The organism is Paenibacillus sp. J31R34 (genome assembly GCF_059383715.1).
Genome location: NZ_JBXENU010000001.1, coordinates 67,454 through 89,703 on the forward strand (window position 1 = coordinate 67,454; position 22,250 = coordinate 89,703).

General features: G+C 46.1%; 24 protein-coding genes. 22 read left to right on the top strand and 2 right to left on the bottom strand.

Going from position 1 to position 22,250, the window contains the following annotated elements:
- The first annotated feature begins 28 nt into the window (after positions 1-28).
- The 20 genes from accB (at position 29) to AC50YG_RS00465 (ending at position 18,030) form a co-directional block, all read left to right on the top strand.
- Positions 29-529, top strand: coding sequence for an acetyl-CoA carboxylase biotin carboxyl carrier protein (accB, locus tag AC50YG_RS00370; protein ID WP_494823974.1), 501 nt, complete (start codon positions 29-31; stop codon positions 527-529).
- A 48-nt stretch (positions 530-577) separates the two neighbouring features.
- Positions 578-1,963 carry an acetyl-CoA carboxylase biotin carboxylase subunit gene (gene accC / locus AC50YG_RS00375; RefSeq protein ID WP_473757624.1) on the top strand — a complete coding sequence of 462 codons (1,386 nt, stop codon included), beginning with the start codon at positions 578-580 and terminating at the stop codon, positions 1,961-1,963.
- A gap of 109 nt (positions 1,964-2,072) precedes the next feature.
- Complete coding sequence (locus AC50YG_RS00380; RefSeq protein ID WP_046231945.1) at positions 2,073-2,480, top strand: Asp23/Gls24 family envelope stress response protein; 408 nt, start codon at positions 2,073-2,075, stop codon at positions 2,478-2,480.
- A 99-nt stretch (positions 2,481-2,579) separates the two neighbouring features.
- Positions 2,580-3,137: an alkaline shock response membrane anchor protein AmaP gene (gene amaP, locus AC50YG_RS00385; protein ID WP_494823975.1), complete on the top strand. Its 558-nt coding sequence runs from the start codon at positions 2,580-2,582 to the stop codon at positions 3,135-3,137.
- A gap of 14 nt (positions 3,138-3,151) precedes the next feature.
- The gene (locus AC50YG_RS00390) at positions 3,152-3,382 is read left to right on the top strand and encodes a DUF2273 domain-containing protein (RefSeq protein ID WP_494823976.1); all 231 of its coding nucleotides are present in this window, start codon (positions 3,152-3,154) and stop codon (positions 3,380-3,382) included.
- Positions 3,383-3,802: 420 nt separating this feature from the next.
- Positions 3,803-4,267, top strand: a complete 465-nt coding sequence (gene nusB, locus AC50YG_RS00395; RefSeq protein WP_341278259.1) for a transcription antitermination factor NusB — start codon at positions 3,803-3,805, stop codon at positions 4,265-4,267.
- A 49-nt stretch (positions 4,268-4,316) separates the two neighbouring features.
- On the top strand, positions 4,317-5,177 hold the full coding sequence (gene folD, locus AC50YG_RS00400; RefSeq protein WP_473757621.1) for a bifunctional methylenetetrahydrofolate dehydrogenase/methenyltetrahydrofolate cyclohydrolase FolD: 861 nt from the start codon (positions 4,317-4,319) through the stop codon (positions 5,175-5,177).
- A 4-nt stretch (positions 5,178-5,181) separates the two neighbouring features.
- Complete coding sequence (gene xseA / locus AC50YG_RS00405; protein WP_494823977.1) at positions 5,182-6,564, top strand: exodeoxyribonuclease VII large subunit; 1,383 nt, start codon at positions 5,182-5,184, stop codon at positions 6,562-6,564.
- A complete protein-coding gene (gene xseB, locus AC50YG_RS00410) occupies positions 6,536-6,790 on the top strand; it encodes an exodeoxyribonuclease VII small subunit (protein ID WP_074904853.1) in 255 nt (84 codons plus the stop codon). The genes xseA and xseB overlap by 29 nt, the downstream gene beginning before the upstream one ends.
- A 3-nt stretch (positions 6,791-6,793) precedes the next feature.
- Positions 6,794-7,708, top strand: coding sequence for a polyprenyl synthetase family protein (locus AC50YG_RS00415; RefSeq protein WP_494823978.1), 915 nt, complete (start codon positions 6,794-6,796; stop codon positions 7,706-7,708).
- Between the two features lie 115 nt (positions 7,709-7,823).
- On the top strand, positions 7,824-9,722 hold the full coding sequence (dxs, locus tag AC50YG_RS00420; protein WP_473757618.1) for a 1-deoxy-D-xylulose-5-phosphate synthase: 1,899 nt from the start codon (positions 7,824-7,826) through the stop codon (positions 9,720-9,722).
- Positions 9,723-9,738: 16 nt separating this feature from the next.
- Positions 9,739-10,569, top strand: a complete 831-nt coding sequence (locus AC50YG_RS00425) for a TlyA family RNA methyltransferase (RefSeq protein ID WP_473757617.1) — start codon at positions 9,739-9,741, stop codon at positions 10,567-10,569.
- 191 nt (positions 10,570-10,760) lie between these two features.
- Positions 10,761-11,213 carry a hypothetical protein gene (locus AC50YG_RS00430; protein ID WP_473757616.1) on the top strand — a complete coding sequence of 151 codons (453 nt, stop codon included), beginning with the start codon at positions 10,761-10,763 and terminating at the stop codon, positions 11,211-11,213.
- 28 nt (positions 11,214-11,241) lie between these two features.
- Positions 11,242-11,694 (top strand): transcriptional regulator AhrC/ArgR, encoded by a 453-nt coding sequence (gene ahrC / locus AC50YG_RS00435; RefSeq protein ID WP_046231955.1) that lies wholly within the window; start codon positions 11,242-11,244, stop codon positions 11,692-11,694.
- 27 nt (positions 11,695-11,721) lie between these two features.
- Positions 11,722-13,434 (top strand): DNA repair protein RecN, encoded by a 1,713-nt coding sequence (recN, locus tag AC50YG_RS00440; RefSeq protein WP_494823979.1) that lies wholly within the window; start codon positions 11,722-11,724, stop codon positions 13,432-13,434.
- A 123-nt stretch (positions 13,435-13,557) separates the two neighbouring features.
- Positions 13,558-14,889 (top strand): SpoIVB peptidase, encoded by a 1,332-nt coding sequence (spoIVB, locus tag AC50YG_RS00445; RefSeq protein WP_473757614.1) that lies wholly within the window; start codon positions 13,558-13,560, stop codon positions 14,887-14,889.
- Between the two features lie 260 nt (positions 14,890-15,149).
- Entirely contained in the window at positions 15,150-15,962 is an 813-nt protein-coding gene (spo0A, locus tag AC50YG_RS00450; RefSeq protein ID WP_341278250.1) for a sporulation transcription factor Spo0A, read from the top strand.
- Between the two features lie 392 nt (positions 15,963-16,354).
- Entirely contained in the window at positions 16,355-16,927 is a 573-nt protein-coding gene (locus tag AC50YG_RS00455; RefSeq protein WP_494823980.1) for a hypothetical protein, read from the top strand.
- A gap of 210 nt (positions 16,928-17,137) precedes the next feature.
- A complete protein-coding gene (locus AC50YG_RS00460) occupies positions 17,138-17,395 on the top strand; it encodes a DUF7660 family protein (RefSeq protein WP_473757611.1) in 258 nt (85 codons plus the stop codon).
- Positions 17,396-17,412: 17 nt separating this feature from the next.
- Positions 17,413-18,030 carry an immunity protein Imm33 domain-containing protein gene (locus AC50YG_RS00465; RefSeq protein WP_494823982.1) on the top strand — a complete coding sequence of 206 codons (618 nt, stop codon included), beginning with the start codon at positions 17,413-17,415 and terminating at the stop codon, positions 18,028-18,030.
- A 201-nt stretch (positions 18,031-18,231) separates the two neighbouring features.
- Here the strand turns inward: AC50YG_RS00465 and AC50YG_RS00470 are convergent, their stop codons facing one another.
- On the bottom strand, positions 18,232-18,864 hold the full coding sequence (locus AC50YG_RS00470) for a hypothetical protein (RefSeq protein WP_494823984.1): 633 nt from the start codon (positions 18,862-18,864) through the stop codon (positions 18,232-18,234).
- 183 nt (positions 18,865-19,047) lie between these two features.
- Between AC50YG_RS00470 and AC50YG_RS00475 the strand changes: the two genes are divergently transcribed.
- Both AC50YG_RS00475 and AC50YG_RS00480 read left to right on the top strand, forming a co-directional pair.
- A complete protein-coding gene (locus tag AC50YG_RS00475; RefSeq protein ID WP_338551820.1) occupies positions 19,048-19,377 on the top strand; it encodes an ArsR/SmtB family transcription factor in 330 nt (109 codons plus the stop codon).
- Positions 19,378-19,552: 175 nt separating this feature from the next.
- On the top strand, positions 19,553-21,340 hold the full coding sequence (locus AC50YG_RS00480) for a SulP family inorganic anion transporter (RefSeq protein WP_494823986.1): 1,788 nt from the start codon (positions 19,553-19,555) through the stop codon (positions 21,338-21,340).
- Between the two features lie 50 nt (positions 21,341-21,390).
- Here the strand turns inward: AC50YG_RS00480 and AC50YG_RS00485 are convergent, their stop codons facing one another.
- Positions 21,391-22,197: a FlxA-like family protein gene (locus tag AC50YG_RS00485; RefSeq protein WP_494825242.1), complete on the bottom strand. Its 807-nt coding sequence runs from the start codon at positions 22,195-22,197 to the stop codon at positions 21,391-21,393.
- Positions 22,198-22,250: the final 53 nt, after the last annotated feature.

The window sequence follows — 22,250 nt, forward strand, 5'->3', positions numbered from 1 at the left end:
CCGCAAAACTTTAAGGAGTGAAAAATTCATGTTCAAATTGAGCGAGATTAAAGAATTGATCAAGCTGGTCGATCAAACCTCCGTTCATGAGCTGGAAATCGAAAACGAAGGGACTCGCCTGCTAATTCGCAAGCCCGGGAAAACGGAAGTCGTCAATGTGCAAGCAGCCCCGCTATCGCATACATATTCACAGCAGCCTGTTCATGTTTACACACAGGCGCCAGCTACTCAGCCAGCTTCGCAGTCTACAGCTTCTGAGGCACCTGCAGCGCGTGCTGCAAGTGAGAATTTGCACCAAATTACTTCCCCAATGGTTGGTACGTTTTACAGCTCGCCAAGCCCTGATGCTGCGGTATTCGTAAAACCAGGCGATCGCATATCCGAGAAAAGCGTCGTTTGCATTTTGGAAGCGATGAAGCTGATGAACGAGCTGGAAGCGGAAGTACGCGGTGAAATCGTCGAAGTACTTGTAACGAATGGCCAATTGGTGGAATACGGGCAGCCGCTATTTCTGGTGAAGCCGGAATAACAGCATTGCTCCTTCTGGGAGGACTAGCCATTTGAAAGGAGTAACAATGTGAATTTCCAAAAAATTCTTATTGCCAACCGCGGCGAAATCGCCGTGCGTATTATTCGCGCTTGCCGCGAACTAGGCATTACAAGCGTAGCCGTTTATTCGGAGGCGGATCGCGATTCGCTGCATGTGCGCCTTGCAGATGAAGCTTATTGCATCGGGCCTACTTTGTCGAAGGACAGCTATTTGAATTTAACGAACCTGATGAGCGTAGCGACCATTACGGAATGCGATGCAATTCACCCAGGCTATGGCTTTTTAGCTGAAAATGCGAATTTTGCTGAGATCTGCGAATCCTGCAACATTACGTTTATCGGCCCATCACCTGAAGCGATTAGCAAAATGGGCGACAAGGCGGTAGCCAAGCAAACGATGCAGCAGGCTAACGTTCCGGTTATTCCAGGCTCTGAGGGCTTGATCGAGACCATGGAAGAAGCGGTTGTAGTCGCACGTCAAATTGGCTATCCCGTTATCATTAAGGCGACTGCAGGCGGAGGCGGCAAAGGTATCCGTATTGCTGACAGCGAGGAAACGCTCGTTTCGCAAATTACGACGGCGCAGCAGGAAGCACAGAAAAATTTCGGCAATGCAGGCGTCTATTTAGAAAAATATTTGACAGGTATGAAGCATGTCGAAGTTCAAATTATGGCGGACAAGCATGGCAACGCTGTACATCTTTTTGAACGCGATTGCTCGGTTCAGCGACGCCGCCAGAAATTGGTAGAAGAGGCGCCATGTCCAGTTCTGTCTCCCGAGCTTCGTGAAGCGATGGGACAAGCGGCTGTTCGCGCAGCGCTTTCCGTTCAATATTCAGGCGCAGGAACGCTTGAGTTTTTGCTAGGGCCGGACGGCCAGTTTTATTTTATGGAAATGAATACTCGTATTCAGGTTGAGCATCCCGTTACAGAAATGATAACGAATGTCGATCTGATTAAAGAGATGATTTCCGTAGCGGAAGGCAATCCTCTTTCCTTTAAGCAAGAGGATCTTGCGATTAATGGCTGGTCGATCGAATGCCGGATTAATGCAGAGGATCCGGAGCGTAATTTTATGCCGTCTCCTGGACATATTCCGTTCTATCTAGCTCCAGGCGGCACAGGCGTGCGGGTCGACAGCGCGGTTTATCCGGGTTATACGATTTCGCCGCATTACGATTCCATGATCGCCAAGCTGATCGTTTGGGGAAGAACGCGTGAGGAAGCGATTGCCCGCATGAAGCGAGCTTTGTCAGAATTCGCGATTGAAGGCATAAAAACGACGATTCCTTTCCATCAAAAACTGCTGGAGCATCCAAAGTTTATTGAAGGGAATTTTGATATCAAGTTCCTCGAGGAATATGATGTTTACCATCCAGAGCAGGATGAAGCAAAAGCTGCGGACAATCTGTAATGGTTTGTCATATTTCATGGCGAATGATATAGTATAGAAATAAGATGCGGAAGCTTTACCCGTTCGATGCAGGGCGGGACGCGCAACTTTAGGGAGGTGTAAAGCTATCATGAGTACAACAGCAACGGAGTATGAGAAAACGGACATTGGCGTTATTCAGATCGCACCCGAGGTTATTGAAGTCATTGCTGGACTGGCTACAGTTGAGGTGCCTGGTGTAGCTGGCATGAGCGGCGGTTTCGCAGGCGGAATCGCAGAGATGCTTGGCCGTAAAAATTTGTCTAAAGGCGTTAAAGTTGATGTTGGACAGCGTGAGGCGGCGATTGATGTATCCATTATTGTGGAATACGGCAACCGCATTCCAGAAATCGCTTCGGAAATTCAGCGCAATGTGAAACGTTCGATTGAAACGATGACAGGACTGCATGTTATTGAAGTGAACGTACATATTCACGATGTTCATTTCAAAGCTGCTGAGAAGCCGGTAGAGGAAGACCAACTGCTGCGCGTCAAGTAATAACTGCATGGAAGAGAATTGACTATAACCCCCTCGTGATCGGCATGCCGCTCGGCGCAAGGGGGTTTTCATTCGGTCTGCCCGGAGGAGGCATTTGCATTGTTTAGAATTGTGGACAAGTTGCTATTGTTTATTTATAGCATCGTAATCGGTGCCGCTTCCATTATGATCGCATGTATTGGCTTTAATTGGATTTCGAAGCGAACGCTTTTAACGGCTTTAGACCGTCTTTTTGAGCAACCATCGCTTCAGATTTCCGTTATTATTGTTGGGATTGTCTTGTTTTTGCTCAGCTTGAGATTTTTTATTGTTTCCTTGCATCGCGGCTCTGCCGCTCCGCCTTCAATTGATCAACGGACAGATTTTGGCGACATTCGCATTTCCATTGAAACGATTGAAAATCTAGCCCTTAAAGCAGCTTCCAAACGCCGTGGGGTTAAAGATTTGCGTGCGCGCATTCGTACTTCCGACTCTGGCCTTGACATTGTGCTTCGCGTGTTTGTTGATGGAGAAAGCTCTATCCCAACACTCACGGAAGAGATTCAGCTTGCTGTCAAAAGCCATATTGAGGATATTACAGGCATACCGGTTTCGAATGTGACGGTATTCGTGGCGAATGTCATTCAGACAGGCATGTACAAGAGTCGCGTGGAATAGAGGTGGGCTAGCGGATGTGGAGGGAATTTTGGGTTCATTACGGAAAGCGAACAATTGGCGCAGCAGCAGGACTCTTTTTCGGCTTCGTGTATTTGTTTGCTGGTTTTTGGGATATGCTGATTTTTATGCTTCTTATTTCAGTCGGTTATTGGATAGGCAAAAAGAAAGATTTGCGGCAGGATCCGGTCGCTCCATGGCAGCAAGTTTGGAGCGTACTAATGGAAAGATTTCGCCCGTTTAGATAATCCTGTGGTCTCCTCCGTTCTCCGGAAGCCGGATTGCCGGTTGTTCGAGGCAGGGAGGAGATCATAGGTTTTTTTGAAATTCTAAGACTTTATAAGTGATGTGCTTATATTGGGCTTCTATTTTAACGCGAAATAGGCTCTGCCGCTATCTTAAGGGCGAAAGCCGTTTCACTTTGACGTATAGGAAAGGATATGAATGTTCTCATCCTTTCTCTATACGTTTCGCCAAAACGATGGCGTCTAATAGAACGGACGCCGCCAAGCGTTTTTCTTAAAATATAAGAATTTATAAGCTTCACACTTATAAATGGGCTTATATTTCACCCGCGAAACGGAAGCTTTGCCGCCAAAGGACGGCTTCAGCCGTTTACGCTAGCAATAATAAATTTCAGTAAGCAGTGCAACTGCTGTGGAGGTCCCATGAAACGTAGATTAGCGAGAGAAATTGCAGTATCAAGTTTGTACCAAATGGAAATGAATGAAGTCACTGCTGATGAAGCGGTGGACATGCTTCTTGAAGAGGCTCATTCCGCTAATGAGATCGGCGCAGAGCCAGGAGATATTGGCAATGCGGATGATGATTTTGTAAGACAGCTCGTCATGGGCGTCGCGGAGCGGAAAGCGGCGATTGACGACATGCTGCAGGATCATTTGACCGGTTGGCAGGTTGACAGGCTGTCTCGGGTAGACCGTCAGGTTTTGCGTCTGGCATGCTTTGAGATGGTATTCAGCGACGATGTGCCGCCGAAAGCGGTTATCAATGAGGCAATTGAGCTAGCGAAGCATTTCGGCACGGAAGAGTCGGGCAAGTTCGTAAATGGCGTGTTAGGCAAGCTGATTAGCGGACTTGATCAGCTGAAAGCCGAGCCTGATCATACAAACTAGGAAACCGCCGGCGCGAAAGGCCGGTTGGCAAGAAGGGGAGCGACACATTATGAGCGCACATATCATTTTAGGCAAACAGATTTCGGATCTTATTCGTGAGGAAATTGGGGCAGATACGGCTTCGCTTAAAGAAAAGGGTGTTGTTCCGGGTCTTGCAGTTGTATTGGTTGGTGAAGATCCCGCTTCTAAAGTATACGTCGGTTCCAAGGAAAAGGCCTGCCAGCAGCTTGGATTATATTCCGAGGTTCACCGTTTGGCCGAATCGGCAACGGAAGAGGAAGTTTTGGCGCTGATCACCAAGCTTAATGAGCAGGATAGCATTAATGGTATTTTAGTGCAGCTGCCGCTGCCTAAGCATATTAACGAGAAGGCCGTTATTGATGCAATTCGTGTGGAAAAGGACGTCGACGGTTTCCATCCTGAAAGTGTGGGTAATCTGGTAATAGGCGATGATAGCTTGCTGCCATGTACGCCGGCAGGCGTTATTGAACTAATTAAACGCAGTGGTGTTGATATTGCAGGCAAGCATGCAGTTGTCATAGGACGAAGCAATATTGTCGGCAAGCCTGTCGCAATGCTGCTGCTTAGAGAGCATGCTACGGTGACGATCTGTCATTCCAAAACAGCGAATATGGAAGAGATCGCCAAGCAGGCGGATATTCTTGTCGTAGCCATCGGCAAAGCGAAAGCGATTGACAGCAAGTTCGTGAAGCCAGGCGCAGTCGTTATTGATGTGGGCATTAACCGTCTGGCTGATGGCAAGCTGGCGGGCGATGTGGATTACGAGGATTGCCTGGAAACTGCTGGTTATATTACACCTGTGCCAGGCGGCGTGGGTCCAATGACGATTACGATGCTGATCCAGAACACCATTAAGGCAGCTAAGCGCGCAAACGGAATCGGAGAGTAAGGCGATGAAAGAACAGCCGCGGGTTTATTCGATAAAGGACATTAACCGATATATCCGGATGAAAATGGATTCGGACGCTGTGCTTGGCGATGTGTGGCTGCGCGGAGAGATTTCTAATTTTACGCATCATTCCAGCGGTCATATGTATTTTACGCTTAAGGATAAAGACAGTCGGTTGAAATGCGTCATGTTTGCTTCGCATAACCAGCGGCTGCCTTTTATTCCTCGTGAAGGCGCTAAAGTGATGGCGCGCGGAAACATTTCTGTCTATGAGCGGGATGGCAACTATCAGTTTTATGTGGCCGCCATGCAGCCAGATGGTATTGGAAGCTTGTATCTCGCTTTTGAGCAGCTCAAGAGCAAGCTGGAGGAAGAAGGGCTGTTTGCCACTGAGCGTAAGCGCCCGATTCCACGCTTTCCTAGAGCGATCGGGCTGATTACTTCGCCGACAGGGGCAGCGGTTCGCGATATGATGATTACGCTGCAGCGCCGCTATCCCGCTGCTCGTATTTATGTTTATCCGGTGCTGGTGCAAGGAGCGCAAGCAGCACCTTCCATTTCACATGCGATAGAAGCAATGAATCGTTTTGGCGAAATCGACGTATTAATTGTAGGACGCGGCGGCGGCTCGCTTGAAGAGCTTTGGGCGTTTAATGAGGAGCAGGTAGCGCGCAGCATAGCTGCATCCGCTATTCCAATCATCAGCGCAGTCGGCCATGAGACCGATTACACGATTGCTGATTTCGTTGCAGATTTGCGGGCAGCGACGCCTACTGCAGCAGCTGAGCTGGCTGTACCGCATGCAGCCGAGCTGGAGAAGCATTTAAGCAGGCAGCGCCAGCAGCTGGAGCAATCGCTGCGCCAGCTTATACGCAGCCGCAAGGAGCAGCTTGCACGTGTGCGCCGTTCGCCTTTTTTCCTTTATCCTCGCAAATATTTGCTGGAGCAGGCGCAGCGCCTTGATTTGCTGGAGGAACGCTTGCGCCAGCGAACACTTAATGCAGCGCAGCGCGGGCGAAGCAGGCTGGAGCGATTGCATGCGACGCTTGTCGGGCATCATCCGGGGCAGCGCGTGCATTTTGCCGCAAGCAGGCTTAAAGGAACTTCGAAACGGCTGGAACAGATCATCCAGCAAACGCTGCAAGAGAAGCAGCTTAGGCTCCATAGCTCCATACGTCAGCTTGATGCGCTTAGTCCGCTTAAGGTGATGGCAAGGGGATACGGATTAGTTTATGAAGAGTCGGAGCAGCGCTTGGTCAAGTCAGTAGCAGATGTGAAGGTAGGGGATACCGTACAGGTGAAACTAGCCGATGGTCAGATGACCTGTGAGGTATCGTCGTTGGAGGGAGAGGGCAGCAGTGGCAAAGAAAGAAGCAACGGAGCTTAGCTTTGAGCAGGCGATGGAGCAGCTTGACACGATTGTAGAAAAGCTTGAAAACGGTGATGTTCCGCTGGAGACAGCGATTGATCTATTTCAAGAGGGCATGCGTCTGTCAAAGCTATGCAGCGGCAAGCTGGAGCAGGTGGAGCAGAAGATCGAGACGCTCATTGAAACAGAGCAGGGCTTTCAGAAAAAAACGTTTGCTCCACCGAGCGAAGACAAAGGAGAATAACGCTTGAGCGACACGGTTTTGATAAAAACTTATTTGGCGCAATGCGCCGCCATCGTAGAGCAGTCGCTAACCGAAGTGCTGCCTTCGCAGTGGGAGGTTCCGGATAAGCTCCGTGAATCCATGATGTATTCCCTGGAAGCAGGTGGAAAACGCTTGCGGCCAGCTCTTGTGCTTGCTGTAGCTGAGGCTATTAGCGGTGATGAAGATACGGTGAGCAAAGCTTTGCCTGTAGCTTGCGCGATCGAATGCATACATACGTATTCCTTAATTCATGATGATTTGCCAGCGATGGATAATGATGATTATCGCCGCGGCAAACTGACGAACCATAAGGTTTACGGAGAGGCTATGGCGATTTTGGCTGGTGATGCGCTGCTGACCCATGCGTTTCATTTAATTCCTAAAGCGGCTAAAGCTGGCGGTGTCAGTGCGCAGGTTGCACTCGATATTGTGGAAGATTTGGCGATGCTTGCCGGAGCCAGAGGTATGGTCGGTGGGCAAGTAGCAGATATGCTGGGTGAGCAGGGCATCACGTCGCTTGCAGAGCTTGAATATATTCATTTGCACAAAACCGGCGATCTGGTTGTGTTCTCTGTTACAGCTGGCGCACGTATTGGCGGTGCAACGGAAGAGCAGATCAAACTGCTGGAGCAGTATGGCCGCAATATTGGGCTAGCTTTTCAAATTCAAGATGACATTCTAGATTTGATCGGTGATGAGAGCAAGCTTGGCAAGAAGACGAACAGCGATGTCGAACAACAAAAAGTAACATATCCTTTTCTGATGGGGCTTGAAGAGAGCAAGGCTCAAGTAGAGCGTTTGACGCAGGACGCGAAGTCAGCGGTGCTGAGTGCGGGACTTGCAGCACCTGACAGACTGCTGCAAATCGCTGATTATCTGGTGCAGAGGGATCATTAATCCGCTCTAATGTCTTAAGGATTGGGAAAAAAATAAAGCATATGTTATAATAGTTTAAATATTTTGACGTCTATTGAACAGTGATGGCTGCTGTTCGCGAAAGCGAGGAAGTACTGTGCTGCTTGAACATATAAACGGTCCTCAGGATTTAAAAGGGTTTTCCAAGAAAGAGCTGGAGCAGCTTGCAGGTGAAGTGCGCCAGTTTCTCATTGAGAAGCTTTCCGTTACGGGTGGTCACCTTGCTTCCAATCTAGGAGTTGTGGAGCTGACGCTCGTTCTTCATTATTTATTTGACAGCCCAAAGGATAAATTTGTATTTGATGTAGGTCATCAATCTTATGTGCATAAAATTTTAACAGGGCGCATGGATCGCTTCGATTCATTGCGTCAATATAAAGGCATGTGCGGGTTTGTGAAACGCGATGAAAGCGTGCATGATGTTTGGGAAGCTGGACATAGCAGCACATCACTGTCTGCAGCAATCGGTATGGCGATGGCGCGAGACTTTAAAGGCGAGGACAATCGGGTTGTTGCCGTCATTGGCGACGGTGCTTTGACTGGCGGGATGGCCTTTGAGGCGCTTAATCATATCGGTCATGAGAAGAAAAAAATGATTGTGGTACTGAACGACAATGAGATGTCCATTGCGCCGAATGTCGGTGCGATGCATCAATATCTAGGGAAAATCCGTTCTGATCGCCATTATCAGAAGGCGAAGGAAGAACTGCAGCATTTCTTGAATAAAATTCCTGCTGTCGGCGGCAAGCTGGCCAAGACGGCGGAAAAGTTTAAAGACAGCCTGAAATATTTGCTTGTAACCGGTATACTTTTTGAGCAATTTGGTCTCACTTATTTGGGACCAGTAGACGGGCATGATATGGAGCAGCTTTTGGATATTTTCCGCCAGGCAGACTCCGTGCCAGGACCTGTTCTTGTGCATGTGGTGACGGTTAAAGGCAAAGGCTACTCGCCAGCGGAAGCAGATTCACACAAATGGCATGGCATCTCTCCTTACAAGATCGAGTCGGGTCAGGTTGTCAAGGCCGTCGGCTCGCCAATGTATACGCAGGTATTTGGCGATGTACTAATTGAGCTGGCCGAGAAGGATGAGCGCATTATTGCCGTTACGCCTGCTATGCCGGGCGGATCAGGGCTAATGGAATTCGCAGCTCGTTTTCCAGGGCGCATGATCGATGTTGGCATTGCTGAGCAGCATGCGGCGACGATGTCTGCGGCACTGGCAATTGAAGGAATGAAGCCGGTATTTGCCGTTTATTCCACGTTTCTTCAAAGAGCGTATGATCAGGTTGTGCATGATATTTGCCGCCAAAACCTGAATGTTATTTTTGCTATCGACCGTGCTGGCTTTGTTGGTCCCGATGGGGAAACCCATCATGGTGTGTATGATATTCCATTTTTGCGTCATGTGCCAAATCTCGTCATTATGATGCCAAAGGATGAAAATGAGCTGCGCCGGATGATGAAGACGGCGGTTGATTATAATGAGGGTCCGATTGCGGTCCGTTATCCGCGGATCAACGGTCTTGGCGTAACCATTGATGCTGAGCTGCTGCCGCTGCCAATCGGTTCATGGGAAACTGTGCGCGAAGGTGATTCGGCAGTTATTATTGCTATCGGACCCATGCTGCAAGTGGCGGAAGAAGCGGCTGATCTGCTGAAGCGTGATGGCATGAATGTCCGTATTATAAATGCTCGCTTTATTAAGCCTATGGATGAGCAAATGCTGTTGTCTCTTGCGAATGAAGGCAAAAACATCATTGTGCTGGAAGAAGGAGCAGAACTTGGCGGTCTAGGCAGTGCGATTCTTGAGTTTTATTCACTGCGCGGCATTTATGGCCTGCCAATCCGCATTGTCGGTATTCCAGACCAATTTATTGAACATGGTTCCATTAAAGAGCAGCGAGCTGAAGTGGGCCTGACGGGCGAACGGATAGCGGCTGAGCTCAAAAATATGCATCCTCGCAGTAAAATGCGCGTAACCGGACAGCATTAGAAGGCTAGGTAAAAGAATGACGACACCTAAAGAACGAATAGATGTGCTGCTCGTCGAGCGTGGTTTTTATGAAAGCAGGGAGAAGGCGAAGAAAGCGCTAATGGCAGGCCTTGTTCTGGTGGACAACGAACCGATCGATAAGAGCGGAATGAAAGTAGCCCGCACGGCGGATATAAAAGTAAAAGGCGCTATTCATGCCTATGTGAGTCGTGGGGGCCTAAAGCTGGAGAAGGCCATTCGCGCCTTTGAGCTGGATCTCGCTGGACGTACGATGCTGGATATTGGAGCTTCTACTGGCGGTTTTACGGATTGTGCTTTGCAAAATGGAGCGGAATACGTTTACGCCATTGACGTGGGCTATAATCAGCTGGATTGGTCGCTGCGCCAAGATCCACGTGTGAACGTCATGGAGCGTGTTAACTTCCGTTATATAAAGCCTGAAGAGCTGCTAGGGCCCAAGCCTACATTTGCCACTATTGATGTATCTTTTATCTCTTTGAAGCTCATTTTGCCTGCGCTTGCTGGATTAATTGATCCAGGCTCAGGCGTGATGGCGTTAATCAAGCCGCAATTTGAGGCAGGGCGCGATAAAGTAGGGAAATCTGGCGTGATAAGGGACTCTAAGGTACATGCAGAGGTACTGCGTAATGTAACGCAGGCTGCTGCTGAGATGGGTTATACGCTGCGCGATCTATCCTTTTCACCTATTACAGGCGGAGAGGGCAATATTGAATTTTTAGCTTACTGGATTTGGGATAACCAGCCTAATCAGCAGGTTCCCGATGATGCGGCAATTATGGAGCTCGTCAAGCAGGCGAGCGGTACCTTTTCCGCCGAAAAACAGTAACAAGCTGCGAGGGGAATGCCTGCATCGCTAAGGCGATCAGGCGTTCCCCTATTTTTTACTTTACAGAGTTGGGTCTTTTTTGATACACTGGACTCAACCAAACATGCGTTCGCTTTATAAACATTGACAGGAATATGCCTCGTCCATCACGAACCAATACATATAAGGATGTTTTGGATGGAGGGTTGCATATGGACAAATACGGTGACTGGTTAATTATGCTAGTTGCCTCCGCCTTGTTAATCCTGTGGTTGTTTCGATTGTTTCATCGCTGGCTGCATGAGCCAGCCTCCTTTAACCGCTTGAAGCTCGGTAAAGGTGTTCCGCTTGATCCGAATGATGAGAACGTTCTGTTTCTTGAGCAGAGTGGATATCACGTCGTTTCAGGCAAGCACCGGATCCCCGTTCAGATTGACTTGGATGGTCAAGAGCTGGACAGCCGCTTGTATATTGATTATATTGCAGAACTTGACGGAGAGTTATACATCGTGAAGACTGCAAGGGATCGTATGCCGATGGATTGGACGGGAAGCGGAATAAGGGACAGGCTGCTTGTGTACGCGCTGTTGCTGCCGAAATGCCAGGGCATCCTGTTTATTAATGTGAAGGAACGCTCCATTAGAAAAGTTGTTTTTCAGTTGTAGAATAGCATGTTTGGGAGGCGCTTTATTTATGAAAGGAATACGTCAATTTAAAATTAAGGAAATTATTACGAATCAGGTTGTGGAGACGCAGGAGGAGCTAGTTGAAGCACTGCGCAATACCGGATTGCAGGTAACGCAAGCTACAGTATCACGTGATATTAAGGAGCTTATGCTCATTAAGGTTCCAGCAGAGGATGGCAGATACAGATATTCGTTGCCGCAGGAGAAACAACGGATCAATCCGATTCATAAGCTCAAGCGGGCACTGCTCGATCACTTCGTAAACATCGATTTCACAGACAATTTGGTCGTAATGAAGTGTTTGCCGGGCACAGCCAATACGATTTGCGCGCTGCTGGACAATATGGAGTGGCAGGAAGTAATGGGAACCATTTGCGGAGACGATACGATTTTGATTATTTGCCGCACGAAAGCTCAGAGCAATGAAGTTGTAGAGAGGCTGCTGGAGCTATTGAACTAACACACCAATTTTAGGAGGCATCAGTTTATGTTGCGAGAGCTGTCCATTCGAAATTTAGCTGTAGTTGAGCAGGTGACGGTTTCGTTCCACCATGGCTTTCATGTTTTGACGGGGGAGACGGGAGCGGGTAAATCCATCATTATTGACGCACTTAGCTTAATTGTTGGAGGACGGGGCTCCGCAGATATGGTCAGGTATGGCTGTCAGAAGGCGGAAATGGATGCGATGTTTGATTTGCCGCGGATGCATCCTGTATGGCATGTGCTGGAGAGACTAGGAGTAGAGGCATCACATGACGAGATGCTCGTCATTCGTCGTGAACTCACCTCCCAAGGCAAAAGCAGCAGCCGAGTGAATGGACAGCTGGTCACCATGACGATGCTTCGTGAAATTGGAGAATGCTTAGTTAATATTCATGGTCAGCATGAGCATCAATCTTTGCTGCGTACAGAGAGGCATCTGGAGTGGCTTGACATGTTCGCAGGTGATTTATTGATTGAGCGCAAGCAGACTTATAAAGCGGTATATAAAGAGCTGCAGCAGGCAAGAGCGGCGCTGCGAGAGCTTGAAGATTCAGCACGCCATAATGTGCAAATGCTGGACTTGTACCGTTTTCAAATCGAAGAAATTTCCAATGCCCAGCTGAAAGTTGGAGAAGACGAAAGCTTGGCAGAAGAGAAACGCAAGCTGCAATACGCCAGCAAACGGATGGATAATGTAACAGAAGCTTATTCTTTATTGTATGGCGATGCTGGCTTGGATGCTTTGAATAAAGCGATTATTAAGCTATCGGATATTCAGACGTATGATCCTAATATTGTCGGGCCGTTGCTTGAACAGCTCCAATCGGCTTATTATCAAGCTGAGGATGCTGCTTTTCAACTTAGAGATTACAGAGATACCATTGAATCAGATCCGGAGCAGCTTGCGACTATCGAAGATCGTCTAGACCTCATTCATGGTTTGAAACGCAAATATGGCGAGAGCATTGAGGATATACTCGTTTATTATAAAAGCATCGTCGTGGAGCGCGACAAGATCGAAAACCGCGATGACTATTTAGAAAAGCTGCGTACTAGCGAAGCAACGCTGTATAAATCGGCACTTGAACTTGCTGAGGAGCTGTCGAAGCTGCGCAATCATGCTTCAACACGTTTGGCGGAGTCCATTGAACGTGAGCTGCGTCAATTACAAATGCCTAATACGATTTTTTCTGTTCAGATGGATAGAATCAAGCAGCATGATCAAAAGGAATCAGCTGTAGTGCTTAATAGCAATGGCTGTGACGAAGCAGTGTTTATGCTGGCTCCCAACCCTGGAGAGCCGCTTAAACCATTGAATAAAATTGCTTCAGGCGGCGAGATGTCGCGCGTTATGCTTGCCCTGAAAGCGATATTTGCTGAGCATGATCAAATACCAGTACTCATTTTTGACGAAGTAGATACCGGTGTAAGCGGACGTGCGGCACAATCAATTGCAGAGAAGCTTTCCCAACTATCGCGTCGCTGCCAAATTTTCTCTATTACGCATTTACCGCAAGTAGCTTGTATGGCCGATCACCATTATGAGATCCGCAAGCAAGTTGTTAATCAGCGTACAGCGACCTCCATTAAAGAAATTATGAGCAGTACCCGGATAGAGGAGCTGGCGCGTATGCTGGGTGGTGTCGAAGTCACCGAGAAAACGAGACATCATGCACAAGAAATGCTTGATTTGGCATTGCGACAGAAAGGAGCCTAATGGAGGGCATTCAGGGAAGTTTTTTGTGGTCATAAAACGGTGGGGGCGGGGTAAGTTAAAGGTACGCCAATGGCGATTAAACCTTTATCGTCATGCGATGGAATTACAGGGAGCGTGAAATCATTGAACTCCAGCAAGAGGAAGAGATGGTTCGGTCTGGTTCTCGTGATTTTGATTTGCATGGTAGGCTTCTCCACACCGTTTCAGCACTTAGCCTCAATTCCGAATGAACTGCGTTTGTTCACAGGCCAATCGAAACGATTACAATATGGAGTTCCTGTTCATGCTCAAGTTACGGTGGACCCGCGTATGCTTCAAGTGAATGGCTCATCGACCCGGTCTTTATCAGTCAATTTGAACGAACCGCTATCCTTGCATTCGCAGCAAAGCGGCGAGACGAGGATGAAAGTGAAATTATTCGGTAAAATTCCTTTCAAGACGGTGAAAGTCAATGTTGTGCCTGATTTAAAGGTCATTCCTGGTGGTCAAACCATTGGGGTTAAGGTGAAGTCAGCGGGGATTTTAGTCGTCGGTCATCATCAAGTGACTAGTCAGAATGGCAGTAAACAGTCTCCAGGTGAGCTTGCAGGATTGCGTCTTGGGGATTTGATTGTCAAGATCAATGGGCAAAAGGTTACCGAAGTGAGGAAAGTAGCAGAGCTCGTTGGTCAGGCCGGCAACAACAAGAAAGCGCTTGATATTGTATATAAGCGTAGCGGGCAATTAAGCAAAACCGTTTTGAATCCTTCTTATGATGCTGAGGATCGAACGTGGCGGCTAGGGCTTTATATACGCGACTCTGCTGCTGGTGTAGGCACACTGACGTTTTATGCTCCTGATCAGGGCGTTTACGGAGCACTTGGACATGTCATTACTGATATGGACACGCAAACAGCTATTGAAGTTGGCGATGGTCAAATTCTTCAATCCAGTGTAACGTCGATTAACAAAAGCCAAAATGGCGAACCGGGCGAAAAAAGGGCCCATTTTGTGAAGGAAAGTAAAGTGCTGGGCAACGTGGAACGAAATACACCATTTGGCATTTTCGGAAAAATGAATGAAAACCCTACCCATAGCTACAACAGCAGTGCTGTGCCGGTTGCTTTTGCTGAGGAGGTAGCTGAAGGTCCTGCTCAAATTTATACCGTAGTAAACGGGCAAAAGGTTGAGAAATTTGATATTGAAATTTCCCATGTTATGAAGCAGAACAGTCCGGCAACTAAAGGAATGGTTATCAAAATAACGGACAAGCGTTTGCTTGATAAAACGGGCGGCATAGTACAGGGTATGTCAGGCAGCCCAATTATTCAAAATGGCAAGCTGGTTGGTGCGGTGACCCATGTTTTTGTAAATGATCCCACATCGGGTTATGGATGTTTTATTGAATGGATGCTTCAAGATGCAGGGGTGTTATTGAAATCTACATTGCAGCAGGGCAGTCAAACAGCAGCATAAAAACAACCGCCAGCGGCAGGGAGCTTATAAGCTGCAGGCGGTTGTTTTATTTTTGTGGAAGGCCTTCTTTTGTCGAAACTCAGCGAAACGAAGCGCTAATTGTAAATAAATAATCAGTATAACGGTATTGCGAAAAAAAATAAAGAAAAATAATTTTCGACAGAAGGAATTTATATCGACGTGTCGAAAATGTTACACAAGACAACTAGGGGAAGGTTCAAGAGTGAAAATTGGATTATCATTTGAGGGAGGATAATATCTTGCAAAAAATTGATGTATTATTGGCAGATGACAACAGAGAATTTACAAATTTGTTATCGGAATACATATCCGATCAAAGTGATATGAATGTGAGCGGCGTAGCGTATAACGGTGAAGAAGTGCTGAGGCACTTGGAAGAATCCCGAAAAATGCCGGATGTACTCATTCTTGATATTATTATGCCTCATTTGGACGGACTTGGCGTTTTGGAGCGCTTGCGGGAAATGAACATTTCTCCAATGCCTAAAATCATTATGTTGACCGCTTTCGGTCAAGAAAATATCACACAAAAAGCAGTTCAATTGGGTGCTTCTTATTATATTCTCAAGCCTTTTGATATGGATATATTGGCTAACCGGATTCGCCAGCTGTTTGGAAATTCTTCATACTCGGCATCTTCTTCTTACAATTCGAATTCATCAACAGTGAAATCGAATGTCGTGCCGCTTGCTAAAGGCAAAAATCTGGATGCCAATATTACAAGCATCATTCATGAAATCGGTGTGCCTGCTCATATTAAAGGCTACCAGTATTTACGCGAAGCGATCACAATGGTGTATAACAATATCGAAATTTTGGGTGCGATTACAAAAACGTTATATCCAGCAATCGCCGAAAAATTCAAAACGACACCATCCCGCGTCGAACGAGCGATTCGCCATGCTATCGAAGTCGCTTGGACGCGCGGCAACATCGACAGCATTTCGCACTTGTTTGGCTACACGATCAATATCAGCAAATCCAAGCCGACGAACTCGGAATTTATCGCGATGGTTGCTGATAAACTGCGGATTGAGCATAAGGTGTCTTAAACCTACGTTGTTGCTGGGTTTTCGCCTCTCAATCGGTTGCTGAATCGGTGAATTTCCGGCCGGTACCGCTTGATTATTCCAATAAACAATCTCGTTAAGATTGCGATAAACTCACACAGTTCCGAATAGTTAACGTAGACGTAGATTCCACGATAAATAGATACTGACGCTAACAGCGGTCACTTACGGGATTTATCCCGTAATGTGGCCGTTTTCTTTTCATATTTCGTTACATATATCTACGACACACGTATTAGCTAAAAAGAAAGTCGTAGGGGGTTTAAGCAATCAAAAAGGTAAATATCGCTCTTCTAGGGTTCACTATAATTACGATGTTAACAACAGGATGCTCAAGCGAAAAAGACGTTCCGGTAGAAGGGAGTACCAGTTCTATGCAGGCATCAGACATGTTTCCGTCTTCTAGTCCGTCAGCAGAGGAGCCTCCGGAGCCGTCACCAAGCGCGGGTCCATCCGCTGCTCCATTTGATTGGGCGACCGCTGAAGTGTCAGAGGGAAATGTCAAACAGGCACTAAAGAGCAACGTAGGAGCTGCATTTGCTATTCCAGTAGAGGACGAGACTTTCCGTAAATTCGTGTCTAGTTTCGATGATAAAGGTGAATACCTAGCGATTACGGTTAATCCGGGAATATTTGCGGATGAAAAAGATTTTGTCAAGAAAGCAGGTGGATCGTTAGTCGCGTACTCTAAGATTCTGTTTGAGAATCCGGAAGTATACGAGATAACCGTAAACGTGCTCATCAACGATGTGGCTGGCGGAGAAAATGAGGGTGTGTCCATTTCGTGGAGAAGAGAAGAAGCGGAACGCATCAATTATGACATAGTGTTGGAGAGCATGTTCGGGGATTACTCGATACCGTATAAGCTAGCACGTAAGTATTCGGTACAGAAAGCGTTATACGAAGGGTTAACGAATTTTGAGCTTCCGCAATATAACAATTTATAGAACGCACCAAATAGCGAGCTCATTGCGAGGGTGGCAGATAAGCTGCGAATTGAGCATGCCAATACCATTTGTTATTGGATTTTAAAATTCCAATAACAAACGGTATTATATTTTTCAAAACCATCTTGCTAGTGGTCGTACAATTCATCCATTGTTATAATGACATTGCGGACATTTAGGACAATTGTGCCTGCGAGAGGTTGTGCTGTAATGGTGAGGCCAAACGATTTGATAGATCATATAAAGACAAAAGAGGATTTTATCCAATTTGTTTCTTTACTCAGAGACAATCTCGCTCATAAACCGGAAGAGTGGGAGAATAGAGCATTAACCGATTATTTTGATGCAATTGAAAGCTGGATGCAGGATATGGATGGGTTTTATCAAAATCAAAACAAAGAAGCACCGGCAGATGCATCCTGGCAGCTTTTCGCTTCCATTCTAATGGCTGCTAAATACTACGAATGAACCAAAGGAGGGTATTCATGACTTGGACGCTGGACAGCATATATGATCGTAACAAAGAAGCACCTTACACTTTTTATTTGCCTAGCCCTCAAATGTTAAAGCTGCTGCAGGTTGGGGAATTTGTGAAGTTGATCTTTTTGTCCGATGAGGAGCACGAGCAATTTATTGGCGAAAGAATGTGGGTTGAAATTGTGGAGCGAAATGAGGACAACTTCAAGGGCTTGCTCAGAAATATACCATCTTACATAACTGAACTGAGCTATGGGCAAGAAATTCAATTTACTTATGAGCATATATGCGATACGAAGCTGGAAGACCCAGAAGCGAGCAAATGGCATTATTATATGGATACAAAAATCGTAATGACCCGAGATGCTCTAGAAAAGAGAAGCTTCAATCTCATGTTGAAAGATGAACCGAATGAAGAGAATCATTTAGGGTGGATCTTTTTTAGCGGCTATGAGCCTGAAGGATACAATGGAAATCTGGAAAATTACCAAGTTGTATCTCTTGGAGCGGCGCTTAATATTGACGATTCTTTTTTAGCATTTGTAGATGACGAACCATTTTCTGCCTATGAAAGAGATAGTAAATCGGGAAAGTTTAATAAAGTAATGGATTATGATTGGGGTTGATTCACAAATTGAATAATTATTGTTACAGAGTTTAATAGCGGGAAAAAGCCCATGCAGGTTCGAATAGAACGCAGGTTGCCCTGCAACAAACAAGTATTAGTAGAACCCTGCATGAGCTGCTCCCTTCTAAGTGAAATTCAATTTGCTTAACTAGTATAATGAGCATTCCGCGTGCTTGTCACTTTCAAAGTTGGATTTTTTTCACTTAGCATGATAATCTATCTTATTCATAAAATCGTCTAATGCGAGATGGAAGCGTTCAAACGGTAGTGATAAAAATTGGATCCGTTTTTTAATACGGGCTTGTTTTCCAGTATCATCATGATAAAACATGAATTGATCTATATTTTTATCCAGCTTCTCTCTAAGTGTTAAAATAAAACCGATCGCGATATGCGTTTGGGCCAGTTCCTGCAAATCAGCAGCAAGTGCTTCGCTTAAGCTCCGCATGTTTGGAATATTTAAAGATTTTTGGATGTAAAACGAATCTGGCGTGAAATCTACGCGGAAGTCCTGTCCAGGCACTTGCTCCCAAAAATCGTTCCATTGCTGCAAATATCCCGTTTCATAAAGGACGTATTTAATAAACCCGCATAACCATGCGGTACAGCTTGTATTGCGACTCTGGCAGCCAACCCGATCTGAAAGATGGCGGCAGCCACTGCAGCACGAACCGCTATTTGAAATGCAAACTTTGCAAATATGCTCTGATCCTATAGATTGCAGAGAGGCCATTCCAAGGTCAATGACCACTTGCTTGCTAATTTCATGCGGTTTTTCATCAAGGATTAGCGAATTTTCTCTTGATGGATGATCAATTGTAAATCCGGGCATTCGCATCCTTACCTTTCTTGTGAATGAATTTAAAATCAAATATTCAAAAGTATGAATATAAGGAGTATTATACCCGTTAAGAAATTAATCAACAAGCGTACGGATCGTTTTCAATCATTTCCGGATGTGTGCTATGATATTCATATATTCAAAAGTTTAATAGTAAGGGGAAGTTTAACGTTTATGAATCAGCACATTCAACAGTTTAAAGCCGATTTTTATAAGGCATTGGCCCATCCCATGCGGATTCGCATTCTTGAAGTGTTAAGCGAAGGGGAGAAGAACGTAAACGAGCTGCAAAGCATTTTAGGATCGGAAGGTTCAGCCGTATCGCAGCAGTTGGCTGTTTTACGCAATAAAAACGTTGTCCACAGTGTGAAAGAAGGCACCTCCGTCATTTATTCCTTGCGTGATCCATTAATTAAGGACTTATTGTCGGTAACGAAACAGATTTTTGACAATCATCTCGTTGATGCCATTACCCTACTGGAAGATATACGTAAAGAGCCATAATTGAAAAAACAAGGGAATCCGTGAGCAAGATTTAGGAAAACCTTGTTTTTTTGCTTTTTATAAGGACTTATTCGAAAACTCGACTGAATATTGTGTTTGACATAAAGGAAGCGTAGGAGTATCTTTTCCTTATATTCAAATAATCAAATATATGAAGAAAAGAAGGTTATGGCGAATGAAGGGAAGAGGGAGATTTGATGGATATCAATTATCTGCGCTTCGCAAGGATATGGTTTCGGGCCTCATTGTCGGTATTATCGCCATTCCACTCGGAATGGCGTTTGCTATTGCTTCAGGCGTCAGGCCTGAATATGGCCTCTATACGACCATAATAGCGGGCATTCTTATCTCGACTTTCGGAGGTTCAAAATTTCAGATTGGTGGCCCTACGGGTGCTTTTATTCCTATTCTTTTCGCTATTGTACTGCAATATGGCTATGAAAATTTATTGCTTGCTGGTTTCCTGGCGGGATTTATGCTTGTTGTGATGGGTCTTTTTAAGCTGGGCTCGTTGATTGCATTTATACCTCGGCCTGTTACAATTGGGTTTACCGCAGGAATTGCCGTCATCATCTTCAGTGGGCAAATCGCTAACTTTTTAGGTTTGAAAGGGATCGAAAGGCATGAAGATTTTTTGTCTAATATGAAAGAGATTGGGTTTCATGCTTCGAGTTTAAATAGCTACAGTCTGCTGACGGCTGGTATTTGTTTGGTGATTATTCTGCTGGCACCGAAATTTGTGCCTAAGCTGCCTGGGGCATTGCTGGGGCTCGTTGTATCGAGCGTCGTCGCAGCTTTATTTTTTAACGGAGAGGTTGCAACTATTGGTTCTGCTTATGGAACGATTCCGAGCACACTGCCTGACTTTCGCATACCCGACATGACTTGGGAGCGGATAGTGAATTTGCTTAAGCCTGCTTTTATTATTGCCATGTTGGGTGGGATTGAATCGCTGCTGTCCGCTGTTGTAGCTGACGGCATGACTGGCAATCGCCACAACAGCAACCGCGAGCTTATTGGACAGGGGATCTCCAATATGATCACTCCGCTGTTTGGTGGAATACCGGCAACGGGAGCGATTGCACGCACAGCTGCTAATATTAAGAGCGGAGCAGCCTCGCCCATTTCCGGCATCATTCACAGCATCGTCGTCCTGCTGGTGCTTATACTGTTTGCGCCTTATGCGTCCCATATCCCACTTGCCAGCATGGCTCCCATCTTAATGGTAGTTGCATGGAATATGAGTGAACGAAGCGCATTTATCCATGTTTTAAAGACGAAAACGAGTGATTCCCTTTTACTTGTCATCACTTTTATTCTTACGGTATTTACGAATCTAACAACGGCAGTAGAAGTTGGATTATTAATGGCACTGCTTTTATTTGTGAAACGGATGAGCCAATCTTTAACGGTCGAGAAGGTGCTGCCAGATCCAAATCATAAACATGAAAAAGTCAGAGCAAATATGGTATACGAGGGACATGATTGTCCTCAGATTAGTATATATACGATTGACGGGCCTCTGTTTTTTGGGGCGATGAATAAGTTTGAACAGGTTATGAAGGATACGGCTAAACAGAGGTCTGAAATTTTGCTGCTGCGCCTTGGGAAGGTGCCTTTTATGGATACGACAGGAGCAGCCAATTTGACTACGTTAGTCAAGGCATTCCAGAAATCCGGGGGAATCGTGCTGCTGTCAGGAGCCCAACCACAGCCACTGCAGATGATGAAAAAAACAGGTTTATATGAGCGCATGGGTACTCATCACTTCTTTAATCATACTGGTGTAGCAGTTGGCTATGCCTTGCTCCATCTGGATACAAATAAATGTTTGGGATGTAAGCATTTTGTATTCCGTGAATGCACGGCGCTATCCAATGGAGAAACGCAAAGCGTTACAAATCGAGGGGGAAATGATCCTATCCAAAAAAACGCTTCTTTATTGGTTACAGTGAACCAATAAAGAAGCGGAATGATCCATTAATATCATGGAATTTAGTTGCGTCTACATTGTTATATCCGAATGTCAATGGATTGCGCTGCTGCCGCTGACTGTACGTTCGGTTTCTGAACAGAAGCCTCAGGCTCTTCCTCTGTCTGCCTGTTGTTGCGTTCTCTTACCTTGTCACTATTTGCGACTTCACCTGTGAGTACTTTGCCGCGAGCGGCTTTCTCATCACTTTCTGAAGAGCTGTCATCCGTAGTGTTGATGTCATTGACAAGCTCGCCCATTTTTTGATCGACCGCATGAATTTGGCTGGTTGTTTTCGCCATCATTTCACGCTTCAGCTTGAAGACGGTTTGCTCGGCATTTTCCAGCATTGCGTATTTCCCAGCGTCAGTGTAAGGGTTTGATTCAATGACCATACGATCGAACCGGATGCCGCTTTCCATGGTGACGTTGGAGCCTTGCAACTTCTCCCGAACGCCGGCGAGCTTGCCGAGATTATCATAGGTCATGCTGTTTTTAACAGCCTTGTCCAAATTTTTCTCGGGATTGTCCGAGTTGTTTTGTTTAGGCTGATCGTCCTTTGAGGCACCGATCTTGGTCTTTTCCTGAATTTCTTCTGAGCGAATCTGTGAGATTTGGGCGTCTATTTGAGAAATAGAAGCAGTTAATGCTTTGACACGTTCCATTTTTGTCTTTGTGTCGAGCTTTTCATTCGTTTTGACGGATTGCATTTCTTCGTTTAATCTAGTTTTTTGCTTCATGAGCGCCTGAATTTCTTTTTCGCGTGGCGAAGCGGATACGGCGCCTTCCCTCGAAGCAGCAGCAGACGTTGAGCGTACTGCTGATGAGGCAGATGATATAGCAGAAATGGCAAGCTCCCCCTTTTATTCATTATGATGATTGCCTAATGGTTATATCGGAA

Coding starts and splice junctions, on each gene's coding strand:
- recN (WP_494823979.1), top strand. CDS start 11,722: ATGTTGCGAGAGCTGTCCATTCGAAATTTAGCTGTAGTTGAGCAGGTG.
- AC50YG_RS00430 (WP_473757616.1), top strand. CDS start 10,761: ATGGACAAATACGGTGACTGGTTAATTATGCTAGTTGCCTCCGCCTTG.
- AC50YG_RS00455 (WP_494823980.1), top strand. CDS start 16,355: ATGCAGGCATCAGACATGTTTCCGTCTTCTAGTCCGTCAGCAGAGGAG.
- folD (WP_473757621.1), top strand. CDS start 4,317: ATGAGCGCACATATCATTTTAGGCAAACAGATTTCGGATCTTATTCGT.
- ahrC (WP_046231955.1), top strand. CDS start 11,242: ATGAAAGGAATACGTCAATTTAAAATTAAGGAAATTATTACGAATCAG.
- AC50YG_RS00480 (WP_494823986.1), top strand. CDS start 19,553: ATGAAGGGAAGAGGGAGATTTGATGGATATCAATTATCTGCGCTTCGC.
- AC50YG_RS00475 (WP_338551820.1), top strand. CDS start 19,048: ATGAATCAGCACATTCAACAGTTTAAAGCCGATTTTTATAAGGCATTG.
- AC50YG_RS00460 (WP_473757611.1), top strand. CDS start 17,138: ATGGTGAGGCCAAACGATTTGATAGATCATATAAAGACAAAAGAGGAT.
- nusB (WP_341278259.1), top strand. CDS start 3,803: ATGAAACGTAGATTAGCGAGAGAAATTGCAGTATCAAGTTTGTACCAA.
- AC50YG_RS00425 (WP_473757617.1), top strand. CDS start 9,739: ATGACGACACCTAAAGAACGAATAGATGTGCTGCTCGTCGAGCGTGGT.
- AC50YG_RS00380 (WP_046231945.1), top strand. CDS start 2,073: ATGAGTACAACAGCAACGGAGTATGAGAAAACGGACATTGGCGTTATT.
- xseA (WP_494823977.1), top strand. CDS start 5,182: ATGAAAGAACAGCCGCGGGTTTATTCGATAAAGGACATTAACCGATAT.
- AC50YG_RS00390 (WP_494823976.1), top strand. CDS start 3,152: ATGTGGAGGGAATTTTGGGTTCATTACGGAAAGCGAACAATTGGCGCA.
- AC50YG_RS00465 (WP_494823982.1), top strand. CDS start 17,413: ATGACTTGGACGCTGGACAGCATATATGATCGTAACAAAGAAGCACCT.
- AC50YG_RS00470 (WP_494823984.1), bottom strand. CDS start 18,864: ATGCCCGGATTTACAATTGATCATCCATCAAGAGAAAATTCGCTAATC.
- accB (WP_494823974.1), top strand. CDS start 29: ATGTTCAAATTGAGCGAGATTAAAGAATTGATCAAGCTGGTCGATCAA.